We start from the raw sequence: 16080 nt of genomic DNA on the forward strand, positions 1-16080 counted from the left end.
GACTTCTAAAAAGTCATGTTTCAATCTGTTATCGCTTCGTTCTGTCTGTGTATCTCGGGCTCTTCGTACTTGTCCATAAAATCATCGCCGAGATAATGCTTTTCTTTTACAAAATTAATCGAATCAACAACAGTATATACAGACACAAGTCTGTCGAATGAGAGCCCCTCTATAAAGTTAAGCATCTCCATAGGGAAAGATCCGTCAAGCACGATTGCATCGGGAAATGCCTTTGTATAATCTAGGTAATCTCTCGGGTGCTGTTTTATCATTACCACAGCATCCCTTCCATCTATATTACCATAGGCGTCAATAATGTCTCTGAATATACGCTCTCTGGTCTCCAGATCGCACAGAGGCTCTGACAAAACAAGAAGTGTCTTTCCGTCTTTTTCCTTAAAGAGCTTATCCCTAAGTCCCTTAATATCATCGACAAAGAGTTCCAGCATCTTCTCTTTTTCCTGCGAAGTAAGTCTGTCCGTGAGCATCTTCCTCGGAAGTTCGACATATTTTTTACAAGGGTAAGGAAGCACCGATATGTTATTAACTTCCATGTCTATGCAATATCTTCCGTAGCCGTTCTGGATATGAATAAGTCCCAGAGATGCGATAAATGCTTTGATCTTAAAATGACCTCTGTTATCATAACGAGCCGTATCATAATATCTGATGCAGTCGAGTCCGTCCTCAACGGCGTGATATCGTATCTTCTTGTAGTTAAGATAATATCCTATCGGATCGGAATCGCAGAATACATAGATATCCTTATATTTCTTAAAATCAACGGGAATGTACTGTTCCTGAAGTTTTCCGAACTTTCTGCAAAACTTTATTCTCTTTATCATGTTTGACACGATATTTCCGGAATCGGTCTTAAGCTCTTTGAGCTCAGGGAAAAAAGAATCTTCCTTCTCATCATACTCAAAAACCTCTTCAAAGATATCGCTTTTCTTCGCTCTCTCTATCATGCCGCCAAATTTATTCGACATCTTTGAAAGAACAAGCGAAGCCTTTTTGCCGTCAGCAATATACAATTCTTTTAAGCATGCCACATACACATGGTAAAAAGTGTGACAGACATAAATTCTATCGTGCATCTTCTTATCTTCCGTTTCTTAACGGCCCCCCCGTTTAGATCAGTGTTTCCTTAGATCTCTGTAAAACCACAGCAATCTGTAATAAATATAAAACAGAAGGTGTGACTTCATCTGCATTTTAATAAGCTTCTTTTCTTCCGCGTGAACTTTCTCAATATAATATGCATTATCCTGAAAACCGGGGAAAGTCTCTTTCATCTCTTTCGCAAGCTTCTTTGCAAATCCATAACTGTTCTTAACCCCTGATTTCCTGGGCATTACGGAAAAAAGTGTGTTCACATAAAATAACACAGTATATTGAAACTCAATCTCATCTTTATAGTCTTCAAAGTAGCCGTTTTCCTTAGCTTCTGTAAGTATCTGTCTTCCGGCGGTCATTCGGTCTTCGAGGTTCTTCTCGGAAATGCTGTGAACCGTTGAAGCATTATGCTGATAATAAAAATAAAGCGGCTCTTCAATATATTCGAAATGCTTGGACCTTATCATCCAGGTATTACTTACCGCATTGTCCTCGTAAAAAATATCTTCGGGGAAGATATCAAGTTTTTCTTTTGTTCCCGGAACATAATCGCCGACTATTATTTCTCTCTTATAAACCTTCACAACAAGACTTCCGGTCTCTATGAGAAGATTCTTGTAGCGCTGCTTATCCATAATGCCCGTTTGGGAAAAATTGTTGTTGTGGACTACCTTTCCGACTTCGAAGGTATGTTTATCCACAAAACAATAGTCGCATCCGACCATGTCAGCTCCCGTCTCTTCGGCCTTCTTAATAAGCCTTTCGTAGTAATCGGGAACAATCCAGTCATCGGCATCTATAAATCCAAGCCACTCGCCCTTTGCAACGGCAAGTCCGATATTCTTGGCTCCGCCCTGATGGTGATTAACTTCGGACCTTATGGCAATGAAATTCTCCGGATACTTCTTGCTGTAATCAAGAAGTATATCATAAGAATTATCCGTCGAGCAGTCATCGACCGCTATAATTTCAAAGTCCTTGGGCTCAAGCGTCTGTGCCACAAGACTCTTTAAACAATAATCAAGTTTTCCGTCAGCTGCCATGTTGTAAACAGGCACTATTATACTCAGTTTTTTCATGTAAGCTCCAAAATTGCCTCAGCTATCTTTTTGGCCCCGTCTCTTCCGACTATGCTTCGGGCCGAGTCACTCATCTTCTGTCTAAAAGCTTTATTATCCACTGACGCAACGCCCCAGGTCACAATCTTGCGCAGCACCTTGTCATCCTCACGCACATCTCCCGCGTATTTGGCCGCTCCGACTTTGTCAAAGCCTTTTACAAATTCCATCTGATTGTCTGCCATACTGAACACTACTGTCGGAACGCCGATCGCACACAACTCGTAAAGCGTTGTCCCACCTGCAGTTACAGCAAAATCAGCTTTTTCCATAATTTCCGACATATCCGTCACACATTCATGAAGCGTAATCTCCGAATGTTTACCGGCAAGTTCTTTTAATTCCTCTTTGTAATCGTCTTCAAAAAGAGCTCCCACTATAACATCACACGAAATCTCCGATTTAAAACACGGCACATTACTGCCAACTTCCCGCTCTTCATAAACACTCTTAAGCATAGTTCCGATAACGCGATAAGGATCTGTTCCTCCCGTAGAAAGAAATGCTCTTCCCGCAATATCTTTTACATTGTAATCAATGTCTGAAAACTGTTTTCTCAAGGGTGCATATTCTCCACCCAGAAGTTTTACAGGTGCACTGTACATGTTCTCATCAAAGATCAGATCGTAATTGACAACCATGTCAACCGGATAGTCAAACTTGCAAAGATCGTCAATATAGCCGGTCTTCGTGCTTGGACTGTTCTCTTTTATAGACTCGTTCAGAAGATTAAAATACTCTTCTGTCATAAAATATGAATCTATCAGGAAAAAATCCGGCTTCTCATCTCTGAGCATCTCGTCCATTACAGGAAAATCCGTTAGTGGATCCGAAAAAACAGAGTGAAGTATCGTTGCATTGTAGAAAACTCCGTCCTCCTCAGACAAGGTCTTTAAAAGATCCGCGCTGCTTTCGTCAGATAAGATAAACTCCACATCTGCCCCAAGATCCGACAGCTCTTTTGCGATTGTCATACACCTGCGTATATGTCCTGTCGCTATTATTCCGTTACCGTTTGCCTTGATCCAGACTTTTTTTCCCATTCTGTCCTCCCGGCATTAAACATAAACAGTTCATATCCTTAGTTAAAATCTTCGTACTTAAGCGGTTCGCCTCTGTACAGGTCATGCGAAGCTCTCTTTCCGACAATATTGTCATATTCTATCGGAGGAAGTCCGTTGCCCGGACGTATCGACCTTATATTCTTAGAAGTGAGAACTTCTCCCTGCTTGATATCTTCTACAACAAAAAGAGATCTTGCTCCCTCTCGCTCTGTTTCCTGAACGGGAGTAAGCTTATATTCTTTGCTTCCAAGAGCTTTTTCAACCATTCTCACATTCTTTACAAGCTCCGCAAACTCCTGCGGTTCCATTGAAAAAGCTCCGTCAGGACCTCCGTCACTTCTCTTTAGTGTGAGATGCTTTTCTATCATTCTTGCACCGAGCGCAACAGAAGCTACCGCAACCGCGCTTCCCATAGTATGATCGGAAAGTCCCATAACACAGCCGTATTCCTGTGCAAGCGTCGGTATCATATTAAGATTTACATCTTCATATGGCGTTGGATAAGCGGATGTGCATTTCAAAAGAATTACATCCTTATTTCCCTCTGCAAGACACGCCTCTATTGCAAGCCTTATGTCGCTCTCCCTTGCCACTCCAGTAGCGATGATCATCGGCTTTTTCTTTGATGCGCACTGCCTGATAAGCGGAATATCCGTTATCTCATAAGAAGCGATCTTGTATGCGGGCATATCCATCTCTTCCATGAAATCAACAGCCGTGCTGTCAAAAGGGGATGAAAAGCAATCAAGTCCCAGCTTTTTTGCCTCTTCGCAGAGCTTTGGCTGCCAGTCCCAAGGGGTGTATGCTTCCTCATAAAGCTTATGAAGAGTTGTACCGTCCCAGATAGTTCCGCCCGTAATCTGAAAATAGCTCTTGTCAGAATCGATTGTTATCGTATCAGCCGTGTAAGTCTGCAGCTTTATGGCATCAACACCTGCCTCTTTTGCAGCATAGATTATCTCGATTGCCCTGTTAAAATCCTGCAGATGATTGGCTGACATCTCAGCAATAATATATACAGGATCGTTTGCACCGATATAATGACCTGCAAGACTGATTCTCTGATTAAGTTCAAACATAGACATATCCTATGTCCTCCAAAAATTACTCAAATCTGTTTTTTGCCATGTACTCATCATTTGTCCAAGGCTCTCTTGCAACAAAAAGACTTCCGTCCTTTTTCTTTACATAGACAGCCGGAAAATAATGTATGAACAGAGGAGTCAGGCAAATCGTGTATCCGCCTGCATTTGTAAAGACTACCCTGTCCCCCGGCTCAAGCTTACGCTCATTCTCTGCGGGGAACAATCTGTCATATTCCATACAGGTAGCGCCGCATATCATCTGCGTAGAGATAACTTCTCTGTTCTCATCATTCTTATATTCAAGTCTGTGAGGATACACCCTTCTTGTGACCTGAGGATTTAAGTTTACTCTGCTTCCGTCGATCACTACATATGTGTGCTCTCTGACTTTCTTAGTATCAATAACACTTGTCACAAAATCAAAGCTCGATGAAACCATAGAAACTCCGGGCTCCATAATAAGCTTTGTCTTGCTCACATCAAATTTTTCCGAAAGAACTTCCGCAATTGCCGGAACATAGTCTCTAAAGTCAGGCTTTCCCTTTACTCCGCCGTAGTAGCCGCCGCCCATATCGACATATTCAAGATTGAGATTATACTCATCTGCTACTATCACTGCCACTCTTGCTAGTGCTTTGAATGCATTGATTGTTCTGGACTTTGTCGATGAATGAAGATGAAGCCCCACTATCTCAACATTTGCGTTTTCCTTAAGCTTTTCTATCACGTTCTTAAGCGCGCCGTTTTCGTAGCAATATCCGAACCTGCTGCCCTCTTCATCTGCCAAAACCTCATCCGGTATCAGCTTCTGAAGGTCGTAGTTTACTCTAAGCCCAACTTTGAGCTTCTTGTCCTTATTTGCCGCAGCGATCTCTTTTACCCACTCAGGTTCATAGTTTGAATCAAGATTAACTATTCCGCCGCCCAGGAGCACTTCTTCAAATGCGCTTCTATCCTTGATCGGTCCGTTAAATATCACCTGATTTGGTCTATATCCAAGCCTTTTTGAAAGTTCATACTCTTCCTTTGATACCACTTCCGCATAAAAGCCGTTATCCTTAAAGTGCTTAAGGAGCCAGGGAAGTGAATTGGTTTTTACGGAAAAAGAACAGATGTAATTATTCCATCCCTTCTTCAAAGCGCCTTTCAGCAATTCAATATCCGCATCTAGTTTACTCTCGTCAACTCTGTAATACGGAGTTTTGAGAGCCGTATCATCAAATTTGGAAAAAGAATCCTTTGCCGTCAGACTTCTTTTTCCCTCGGCGCAAAGCCTCTTAAACTTCTCCTCAGCTATCTCCCAATCCTTAGGAGTATCTATATCCTGAACTTCGTCCTCATCAAGAACGATCGGAACCATATCGTCCACATCTGTTGTTCCGTCTCTAAAAAAAGCATCAGTTCTGCAAGCATAGAACTGGCCGCTGTCATGATAAAGTTTCTCAAGATCCTGAGATCTCACCGTGGCAAATTCAGGATATCTCCGCACAAGTCTGCCGTTTTCCACAACAAAACCTCTCTGCGGAGGATATGAAAACAGGCAAACAGGCGTTACCGACTCATGCTCATCAAGCTTAACCATCGCTTCTTTTAGCCTATCAGCCGTTATGAATGGAGCCGTTGGATATATGCAACAGAACTTATCAAAGTTCTTTCCGTTTTCCTTATATGTATTAAGTACTTCCGCTATAACCTGATCGGTTGTCGCATAGTCACCTGCTGTTTCGTCAGATCTGAAAAAAGGAATCTCGGCACCTGCTGCCTTCGCTATCTCAGCTATCTTCTCATCATCCGTAGACACCATTACCGTATCAAATGCACCACTCTCTATCGCAGCGCTTATTGAATAAGCAATTATTGGCTTTCCGCAAAAATTCTTTATATTCTTGCCCGGTATTCTTTTGCTTCCGCCTCTTGCGGTAATTATCGCAACAGAGCTCATCTGTTATCCTCCAGCTCAAATTCACTAAGTATTGCATCTGCATATCCGTCAAGTTCAAATGGCGAATCCGCTTCAATGCAAAAATATCCTCTTCCCATAACCGAAGCGCCGTTTGTCACTTTTCCAAGGTACATGCCTTTCTTCAGATTGCAATTCCAAGCCTTTAACGGATATTTTTTGAAAAGTTCCTTCTCATCGGGAACCTTATTCACTCTCACATTTTCAAAATCAAAATATCTGATAAGCATGTTCTTTTCCACATCAGGCTCAAAAGAATATGATTTATCAAGCGCGGGAACTGCATATTTAATAAACTCCGTAACTTCATCAACGCCGCTTGCAAGTGGAGTGAAGAGGTTATGAAGATTATGTCCCGAAGGTCTTGCAGAAATTTCAATTATAAAGGGATTTCCGTCATTGTCCTTGATTATGTCCGCGTGAATGATATTGCTCTTAAAGCCTATCGCTTCTCCCGCTTTTGCAATTAGCTCTTTTGTCTTTCTGAAAAATTCTGCGTTTTTATCGGTTTCGATTACGGAATAATATCCGACGCACTCCCTGTACGGGGGCGGGGTATTCTTTTTTCCCCTAAGAAGAATGAGTTTAAACTCGCCGTCCACAAAAACTCCGTCCACGCCGTACTCGGTTCCTTGAACACAGGTCTCAACGCAATAATCTTCATCGTAGGGCTGACCTGAAAGGAATTTCTCTTTAAGTTCCTGTGGAGTATTGAACATCTCTACTCCGCGGCTTCCCGATCCAAATCTGGGTTTTACTATCACGGGATAAATCGTGTTGATCTCATCAATATCGGTATTTTCTTCTCCTGCCGGAATCAGGTAAAGTTCTGCATTTCTAAGACCTTCTTCCGCGAGTATCTTATGAAACTCGTACTTATCCGTGCATACATTTGCCGCATCATAAGAAACACCGCAAAGATTATATTTATCATTAACGGCACCTGTCGTAGTCAGATATCTACCGATTGGAACAGGCAGAACCACGTCAGGCTTATTTCCATCCCTATCCAATATCTCAAAGACCTTCTGCGGATCTCTTATATCTACAACAAAGGAAGCATCGGCCGCTTTAAGACCAGGTGCTTCCGGGTTTCCGTCAAGAGCTATCACTTTAAGGCCCAGCTCTTTTGCCTTATTTATCACATAAATTGATTCGGAGCTTGCTCCTATAACTGCTGCTGTCATATGTTTACGCCTCCTTCAAAAGGTGCTAAATCGCGCATATTTAGACGTATTGATTATAATATATGGCGGAGCAAAGGTCAAAAAAGTGAGGTGACATACATAGGGGGTATGCGCTTGCAATCGGATTTCTTTATATCAGGCTATAAGTTTTTATTGATTTACATTTGGTAGCCGGATGTTAATATTTAGTAAAAACACAGAATGGCTTATTTATGACAGGGAACAGGAAACTGATTAAAGAGATTATACTTCTGATAATACCGGCTATAATTGAATATTCATTTCAGGCTCTTGTGAATTATGCTGACTTTATAATGGTTGGAAAACTGGGAATAGAAGCGTCGGCAACTATTGGAATCACCAATGAAGTGACCTTCCTTATTAAGGCAGGAGTCAATGCACTGGGCGTGGGTGTTTTAGCCTATATGGCAAGAGAAATCGGTGCGGGTAATCGGAAGCATCTAAAAAATGCAACGTTACACGCTTATTTTTTGGCGCTTATTATGGGCGTATGCACAACTGCATTTCCACTTCTGATAAGTCCGTATCTGCCAACTCTCCTAGGGGCGGATGAAATTATCAGAAAGCCTGCCTCTATGTATTTTTCCATATGTTCGTCCATGGGAGTTTTCTTCTCTTTCAATGTAACTGCAGGAAGTATCAGAAAAGCTGATAAGGACATGAAGACACCACTTCTGGTAAATGGATTTATGAATATTCTTAACGTGATACTGAACTGGTTTTTGATATATCCGGACAAAGCATTTAATCTCTTTGGAATTGAAGTGAATATAAGAAGATGTAATCTCGGCGTTATAGGTGCAGCTTACGGCACGGCCATTGCAACCTTGATTGGCGGAATACTGATGGTTGTTCTAAATGAACGTCATATGGATACCTCGGTAAAGGGAATGACCGGAATCTTAGAAAGTCTTTTGCAGACTGAGGGAAAAGATATTGTAAGAAAATACGTCTTTGTGGGTCTTCCGGCATTTTTGACGTCAGTTGTGACAAGCTTTGGAAGAGTAATCTTTACCGCCATGATTGTCCCGCTCGGAACGGCGATATACGCCGCTCATTCAATCGCATTTACGGCAGAATCGGCTTTTTTCATTCCGGCGGTGGGAATGGCAAGCGCAGTAGCCTCTCTCTCGGGAAATGTGCGAGGAGAAGGTGATATAAAAAAGCTAAACAAGCAGACCCATCTTGTTTGTGGAATTATAGTGATCATCATGTTGATGGCAACCTCAATTCTATTGTTGTGTGCAGATGATATAATAGCCTTTTTCACAGAAGATAAAATTGCATTGACGAAAGCTCCGAGGCTATTACGAATTGTCGCGATCAATGAGCCTATGTTTGGAATCTCTATAGTATTGCAGAATGTATTTAACGGAATCGGGAAAACCAAGATTCCGCTGTTAGTATCCGGCTTTACACAATGGTTTGTAAGAGTGCTTGGAGTATTTGTTTTTGTGCATATCCTTGGATATGGAATAGAGATCGCATGGATATGCATGATTTCAGATAATATTCTAAGGGCAATCCTATTGTATGTTTGGTACTGGTGCGATAACAAAAGGTTAATGGCATAGGTTTTGGACCTTTGTGCAGCTGTCGGTTAGGTTGTTGATGGCGGCTTCTTTGAGGTCACTGTCGGCAACGTACAGGATGATCTTGTCTGCGTTTATGATATCCGGTTCTGTTTGAAGCGCTTCCGAATGAGCTATCTACATCCACTACATAAAAAGCCGGGACATAATTAATTGTGAATACACAGAAAATTCAAATTTTCGTGTTACCATTGTATTAGTACATGTAAACAATGTATTTCTAAGAGTTCACAGAGAAAGGAAAATGACATGAAGAAAAAACAGGCTCTGGCAATACTTATTGCATCTTCTATGGCACTCTCGATTGTAGGCTGTAGTGGAGCAGAAACGAGTGCTTCCGAAGGAAGCAGTGAAATGGAAATGACCGAGGAGGAAAAAAGAGAGATTGCGAAATCAGAAATGGTCGCTGCTGTAGAAGCATCTTCTGTTGCTTCATCGGTTGACGAAGCTGCAACATCTGCATCATCAGACTCGCAGGCCGCTGCGACTACCGCTACATCAAGTGATGCTGCTACAACTGCAACTTCTGACAACAAAACTGCCGCTTCAGCAGTTGCTTCAACCGATAAATCTGCAGAGGCTACTCCCGTAAAACAAGCCGATCACGAGGTTCTGTATAACGGCAAAGCTCTTTCTGTATTCAATGATTCATCAAAGACACTTGCAGATCTTGGAGCTTATGACAAAAAAATAACCGCTTCGCCAATTGAATTTTTTTATACTTATGAAGCTTCCGGTATTGAATATTCAACTTACCTTTGCGACGGAAAAGAACTTCCTCTTGGAATTGATGTTTCTAAGAAAGGTGTTACAACATCTCGTAATATCGGAGTTGGCAATACAAAAGACGAGATTGAAGCCGCATACGGAAAGCCTTCTGAAAAGAACAATTATACAGGTCAGACAGGTAAAGAGTATTACTACAAATATCAGTTTGATAAATTCTCTGTCTGCTTCTATTTAAACGCAAAAAGCAATACCGTAATATGGTATGAAATTGATAACACAGCAAATGTGGAAGCAAAAAATAAGGCATCAAAAAATGCTGAGAAGGCAAAATCTGCAGAGACTGCGGCTGCAACAGCTGCTTCAACCGAGGCAACTCCTCAGCCCGCTGCAACTACTGCTTCAACTACAGCAACTCCCCAGCCTGCTGCACCAACAGAGAATAAGCAGACAGCTCACAACGAGGAGAAGTTTGGAAGCTGCGGAAAAGCATTTGCCGAAGTTGCAAAAAAATCGCATGATGCAAACAGCAACGCCAAATATGCTCTTCTTTATTTAACCAAAGATCAGACACCCGAACTTGTTGTAGACAATCCGGGAAAATCTGTTTCTTTGTATACTTTTGAAAACGGAAAACTTATTACCATGATTTCAGATTGGCGTTATGGTGTAAGCTCTCAGGGATATGGAACAACATCATATTGCTACTTACCTTATGAAAACAGATTCCTTGAGAACACCAACAACTGCCTTGCATACATTGATCACTATGCCGGAGAAGAAACGATTATTTGTGATTGTTCGTATAACTTCTTACCGTTCTGGCCTAAAGTAGCTGAAGTAGTACCTTCAGGAGATGCAGATGCTCCGCGTCGAGAAGCGAATATGGGCGAGAGTTTTCGCAGATCAACTAGCGGAAAGAATAATTATATGGCGCTGTCACATTCAGGACTTACAGAGGAAGATGCCAATAGAATATTGGCAGATACACACTGGGAGAAGCTTGAAGGTAGCATGGACTACGACACAATACTTTCCAAAATTACAGAACTTGGACTGTAAGAATACAGTACAGTGACCAAACAATAATTAGAGCGTTTCTCTATAGCAGAAAAGGTACCCTCAACAAACTTTTGAGGGTACCTTTATTTTACTTTTTCATATTATTCTTTCGGTTTATCAAAACTATGCTCTTCTACACCGCTTATCTCACAAGTTGTCCACATATCTTCCGAATCAACTTCTTTTATAGAATCAAGATTTTTGCAGCTATTAACAAGATTGCAGATCGCATCATTCTTAAAATCATCATCCGCAACATAGAGTACGATCTTGTCTGCGTTCACGACACCCTGCTCTGTAAGCGGATCAAGATTTTCCTCATTCATGTAAAAAACTCTGTCATACTGCAAAAGTTCATCTGTAAGCCGCCATACATTGTGAGGCGTTGCGGGATTGAACATTACAACCGCAACTTCGCCGCTATTCGCCCGGGCATAATTTATTTTATCCACGTCCTCTTTGTATAAAAAGAGAACATTATTGCCCGTAACATGGCCTTTTATAAGAAACGCAAGCATAACAATCGTTACGATGGGAACGCATACCCTGTCTTTACCAATCTTCTCAGCAACATAGTAAAGAGCCCACATCACAAGTAAGATTATAAGTCCGTATATAGGCATCTCGTATCTGTTTGAAGCACTTCCCACCAAAAGAGCCGCCTTAGTCGTAAGGAAGAAATACCCTGCCGTTCCGGCCGTAAGAATAGCCACTTCAGCACTTATATCAAAACGTATTTTATCAAAACGTTCCTTGCGGGTTGCAACAAGATACGCAACTCCCACCGCAAGCATTATCGCAAGAACTGTAAGCCCTCCGCCGAAAACAAAGTCGTTCAAAAGTCCTGTAAAGAACGAAAGACGCATGAATGTGTTCTTTACATCAAACATACTTCCCGTTGCTCCTGTCCCTCTGTAACCTCCAAGAAGGTGATGAAGCATAGCGGGATATGTGATAACCGCAAGCACCATACTAAGACCACATCCCACAACATACGCAACGGTATTTCTGAAATCTTTTTTCCTAAAGAACATCCACACTGCAAGGGCAAAGCCTATGCAACCAAAAAAGAATATATAGAAATACTGAATCAGAACTCCAATGTATGAAACCACTGCGATAGGAAGCAACAGTTTAACACAGAAGTTTTTCAGATCATCTTTATACGAATCATATTCCTGAATGAATCTAACATGCAGATATGCACAGATGAATACTGCCGCCGTGAGCCATGCATACATCCTGATAAGCATGTTACACGAAACAGTCTGAGGGTTGAGCCCCCAAAAGCCAAGTACGAACAGCATCACATAATATGGAAGGCGAAGCCTCTTCATCAGAGCAAACAACGCCAAGAAAGAAATAACAAACGCAATTAAATTGGTAATAAGTCCCGTCCACTTGGTAAATGTGGAAGGGACCATTGAACACACGGTATGAAAAATGAAATAATATATCGGAGGATGAACGTCCCATGACTGAACAAGTTTAACGAGTCCGTAATTAAAGCCTTCCCCCGGCTTTACACTAAACTCATCAAAGATAGTCTGCTTGTCCTGCCACTCTCTGTCCGGCTGATAAAGTCCCTGACTTCTGTTCGATGAAAAATATGTATAATACTCATCTTCATGGAAGCCCGACTTCTGAAAGCCATAAAAAACACTGAAAAGAACAGATACGATCAAAATTATATATACTATGCTTTTTTTCATAAACCTCAAAGTCCTCTTAATGCTGCATGAAGGCTGCGCACCAAACGCGGTGCAGGTGCAAGTATGCACAGGTAAGCCTTATTTTTTCCGGTCAAATACTTATTAGTAATAATACCAAGTATATTCTTTCTGATATTTTTTACAACACCAATATAGAATAAATTATCGCTTGTCATCTTACTTACGGGAATATGCAAGAGATAATCAAGCCTTTGATAATAACCGAATCTCTCAGCAATAGGTATGAGATTCTTATAATTTTCTTTTACAATATCAAGTGCTACGTCTGCGTTGCGCACTATATCTGTAAATACGGAAGGAAAATAATCTTTGTCTTCCGCTTTTTTTCTCGAATTACTTCCGAGTCTGTAGAACACATGATAGTACTGCTCGGGAAGAACGATAAGCTTGTTCACCTTTGGAAGCACATCTATCATAAGCCTGAAGTCTTCATTAAGCTCGCCTTCAGGAAATTTAAGTCCTTCGGAAAAGACACTTCTCCTTGTTATCTTGGTGCAAAAAGAGGCATCACCCGTGTGAAGCAAGAGTTTTTTGAGCTGTTCTTCAGGTGAAAACTCAGTCACTTCGGAAGGTGGGATAACAACATCGGGAAGTCTCTTACCGTCTTCCGAGATCTCATCTCTTGAAATCTGCACCATATCTGCGTCATATTTTACTGCAGCCTCTGCAAGTTCTCTGTACATGCTGGAATCGACATAATCATCACTGTCGACAAAACCGATATAGTCTCCGCTCGCATGCTTAAGTCCCAGATTTCTTGCGCTGCTTGATCCGCCGTTTTCCTTGTGAAGAGCAGTCACGTTCTCATACTTTGAAGCAAGTTCATCACAAAGCGCACCAGTGGAATCCGTTGAACCGTCATCCACAACTATTATCTCAAATTTATCCTTGGGATAATCCTGCTCCGCAACGGAATCCACACACTTCTCAAGAAGCTTTTCAATATTATATGCAGGTATAACAACCGTTATCTTTGGTAAAGACTCAGCCACTGGTAACCTCCGGCTCTCTCATCTGAAGATAGAGATCGTATCCTACAACCATGATCACTACAAGCATTGCGATCGACAACGGCCAAAGTGTAAGGACTGTCGAACCAAACAGATATCTTGTATAAGTAATCATTGTTATCACCTGCAGCGCCACGCATACAGGAACACGCTTAATACTCAGGATTGCATAAATAACCGCAACAACTTCAGGAATATAACCGTATCTCTCATGCATTGCAGGAAGGCAGAAGCAGCATATCTCTGCAGTAAACACGACAAGAGTTACCATGTATTTTCCGGTCACTTCAAAGTTCTTTTTGTAAACGTAATAAGCAAGTACTCCCATGATTATTACTGTTGCCATAGTTCCCGCGGAAATCAGAATTTTCCTTCCCGCACTGCTTAAGTCTCCTGAAACAATCGTATAGATGCTTGGATAGTTCATTGTAAGCCTTGAGAACATCTGAACCTGCCTTCCGTATGTACCAAGAAGGTCTCCCCAGCTTCTTCCCGCAATTGCAGCAGGAACCATCGCAAGTACATGTACAACGGGGATCCATAAAACGTATCTGATCTTGACCTTATTTTTTAACCACATAAGGACAATAAAAGGCACAAAGAATATCGCCTGTTGTTTAAAACTGTAAGCAAATGCCATATAAATAAAGGCTCTGTTATCATTTCTCTTCATAAAATGAAGGAGTGAAAGAAGAACAAACGCTGTATAGATTGAATCGTTCTGTGCCCAGGCAGCGCTGTTAAGTACAGCTGTCGGAAGAAACATCATAACACCGTAAGACATCATTGCTTTAGTGAGATTCTTGTCGGTAATATGATATACAATCCTGAAAACAGTGATCGCGCAGATAAAGTCAAACAACACCGGAACGCTCTTTACAAGATATATATCAGGAATACTGCCGCCGATATAGTGAAGAATAACTATTACATACTGAAAAAGACAGTTGTAGTCAAATGTACTTGCCTCAGACACACCGGGCTTTATACCAAGATAAGCAAATCCGCCGGCAGCGTGGCACTCTCTCATCCAGTCCGCAAATGCCTTCACATAGTCACCTGACCTTATACCAAAAAGTGACAATCTGAAATAAACCCCCAAACATGACAGTATGGTAAAAAACAGCATGTCAAAGATGGGAATTTTATGCTTAAATATTTTTATTTCTGTTGTAAAAAAGTCATCAATAAATCTCATGTTTTCCTCATTCCAGGCAATCCCCTTCGGCCATTGCACGAAGGATGCTCTCAGGTTTTATAATTTCCGCTTTACTCATAGGTCCGATATCTGCAGGTCGCGGAACAGCTCCGTCAATATACTCTCTGCAAAATCTGACAAATTCCATAGATGCATTTTTTGCATTCCAGACCTTTTCTATAGTATCATATCCATTTTTCGCGAACTGCAAAATTTTATACTTTTCTTGAAATAAAGACAATACCTTTTTCTTAAACTCATCGCAATCGCCATTCTTGTAAGTAAGCCCGTTTTCTCCGTCCTTTATAAGAAACGGTACGGATCCCGCCTCTTTTGAAGCAACGACGGCGCATCCGCATTGCATGGCTTCATTCACAACAGCTCCCCATCCTTCCAGATAGTTACTTGTGAAAAGAAAAATATCCGAATCTTTCATATGTGTTGTCACTTCTTCAGGTTTGAGATTTCCCTGAAAGCTGACATTCGCTGAGAGCCCTGCATCTGAAACGGCTTTTTCAAGCTCTGCTCTCATATATCCGTCGCCTATCATTTTAAGCTCGTAGTCATATCCGAATTTCTCCAGCTCTTTGCATAGTTCAATCGCAAACTCGGGATGTTTTAGTTTTATAAATCTTCCCGCCCAGCAAAGCCTTATCTTATTGTCAGTCTCGCTCACTTTGAAACTTCTGTCTTTTACATCCGGATAATATCCCCACTTCAGCATCTTACGAGGATATGCATGAATAAGCTTAAAGTCCGCAGAAACATAAGCTCCTGCGCACAAAAGGTACACAGGCTTTTTACGGTATCTTATATGCTCGTCATACTTTTTCAAAAGACCTCTCGGAGTAAGCCACTTTATCCTGCTTCCTCTGTAGATTCTCTCACTTACACGAAAAGAAAGCTTACCTGACGCAAGTCTCCTTCTCTCAAGCTCTGACGTGATTCCTTCCGTCCATCCAAAGATCACCACATCACTGTTAAGAATAAGATCTTCGCAGTATTTTTTATCCTCGTAGAAAAGGGAAACATACGGATAGTCCTTTGGATTCACAGCCCATCCCATGGTGATTCTCTTTTCCTCCATGGGCATCGCCTGGACAAAGTGAAACTCAACATCCTCAAACAGGCTGCTCATAGCATCGCAAAAGGGAATCTGATGATGATTTATGTAGTTTGATACAAATGTTATTACCACAGATCTCTCC

At 41.5% G+C, this 16080-nt stretch carries 12 protein-coding genes; 2 read left to right on the forward strand and 10 right to left on the reverse strand.

Going from position 1 to position 16080, the window contains the following annotated elements; all coding sequences use genetic code 11:
• Nucleotides 1–20: 20 nt before the first annotated feature.
• The 6 genes from G628_RS0111260 to G628_RS0111290 are packed head-to-tail and all read right to left on the reverse strand — an operon-like array spanning nucleotide 21 to nucleotide 7530.
• Nucleotides 21–1097, reverse strand: coding sequence for a lipooligosaccharide sialyltransferase (locus tag G628_RS0111260; RefSeq protein ID WP_027209180.1), 1077 nt, complete (start codon nucleotides 1095–1097; stop codon nucleotides 21–23).
• A gap of 39 nt (nucleotides 1098–1136) precedes the next feature.
• Nucleotides 1137–2195 (reverse strand): glycosyltransferase family 2 protein, encoded by a 1059-nt coding sequence (locus tag G628_RS0111265; protein WP_027209181.1) that lies wholly within the window; start codon nucleotides 2193–2195, stop codon nucleotides 1137–1139.
• Nucleotides 2192–3277 (reverse strand): UDP-2,4-diacetamido-2,4,6-trideoxy-beta-L-altropyranose hydrolase, encoded by a 1086-nt coding sequence (gene pseG, locus G628_RS0111270; protein WP_027209182.1) that lies wholly within the window; start codon nucleotides 3275–3277, stop codon nucleotides 2192–2194. The genes G628_RS0111265 and pseG overlap by 4 nt, the downstream gene beginning before the upstream one ends.
• A 38-nt stretch (nucleotides 3278–3315) precedes the next feature.
• The gene (pseI, locus tag G628_RS0111275) at nucleotides 3316–4383 is read right to left on the reverse strand and encodes a pseudaminic acid synthase (protein WP_242827219.1); all 1068 of its coding nucleotides are present in this window, start codon (nucleotides 4381–4383) and stop codon (nucleotides 3316–3318) included.
• Nucleotides 4384–4402: 19 nt separating this feature from the next.
• Nucleotides 4403–6325 carry a pseudaminic acid cytidylyltransferase gene (gene pseF / locus G628_RS19320; protein ID WP_081670702.1) on the reverse strand — a complete coding sequence of 641 codons (1923 nt, stop codon included), beginning with the start codon at nucleotides 6323–6325 and terminating at the stop codon, nucleotides 4403–4405.
• Nucleotides 6322–7530: an ATP-grasp domain-containing protein gene (locus G628_RS0111290; protein WP_027209184.1), complete on the reverse strand. Its 1209-nt coding sequence runs from the start codon at nucleotides 7528–7530 to the stop codon at nucleotides 6322–6324. The genes pseF and G628_RS0111290 overlap by 4 nt, the downstream gene beginning before the upstream one ends.
• A 212-nt stretch (nucleotides 7531–7742) precedes the next feature.
• Between G628_RS0111290 and G628_RS0111295 the strand changes: the two genes are divergently transcribed.
• Both G628_RS0111295 and G628_RS17285 read left to right on the forward strand, forming a co-directional pair.
• Nucleotides 7743–9125, forward strand: a complete 1383-nt coding sequence (locus tag G628_RS0111295; protein WP_027209185.1) for an MATE family efflux transporter — start codon at nucleotides 7743–7745, stop codon at nucleotides 9123–9125.
• A 267-nt stretch (nucleotides 9126–9392) separates the two neighbouring features.
• The gene (locus G628_RS17285; RefSeq protein WP_034500867.1) at nucleotides 9393–10931 is read left to right on the forward strand and encodes a hypothetical protein; all 1539 of its coding nucleotides are present in this window, start codon (nucleotides 9393–9395) and stop codon (nucleotides 10929–10931) included.
• Nucleotides 10932–11032: 101 nt separating this feature from the next.
• On the opposite strand, the gene G628_RS0111305 is transcribed toward G628_RS17285, so the two are convergent.
• Genes G628_RS0111305 through G628_RS17290 form a run of 4 tightly spaced genes read right to left on the reverse strand, consistent with a single transcriptional unit; the run spans nucleotide 11033 to nucleotide 16070 of the window.
• Entirely contained in the window at nucleotides 11033–12643 is a 1611-nt protein-coding gene (locus G628_RS0111305) for a hypothetical protein (RefSeq protein WP_027209186.1), read from the reverse strand.
• 5 nt (nucleotides 12644–12648) lie between these two features.
• Nucleotides 12649–13656, reverse strand: a complete 1008-nt coding sequence (locus G628_RS0111310; RefSeq protein ID WP_027209187.1) for a glycosyltransferase family 2 protein — start codon at nucleotides 13654–13656, stop codon at nucleotides 12649–12651.
• Nucleotides 13649–14872, reverse strand: coding sequence for a hypothetical protein (locus G628_RS0111315; RefSeq protein ID WP_026656625.1), 1224 nt, complete (start codon nucleotides 14870–14872; stop codon nucleotides 13649–13651). The genes G628_RS0111310 and G628_RS0111315 overlap by 8 nt, the downstream gene beginning before the upstream one ends.
• A 7-nt stretch (nucleotides 14873–14879) precedes the next feature.
• Nucleotides 14880–16070, reverse strand: coding sequence for a glycosyltransferase family 4 protein (locus G628_RS17290; protein WP_051199170.1), 1191 nt, complete (start codon nucleotides 16068–16070; stop codon nucleotides 14880–14882).
• Between the last annotated feature and the right edge of the window lie 10 nt (nucleotides 16071–16080).

Origin of the sequence: Butyrivibrio hungatei NK4A153 (assembly GCF_000424465.1) — a bacterium.
GTDB classification, from domain to species: domain Bacteria; phylum Bacillota; class Clostridia; order Lachnospirales; family Lachnospiraceae; genus Butyrivibrio; species Butyrivibrio hungatei_A.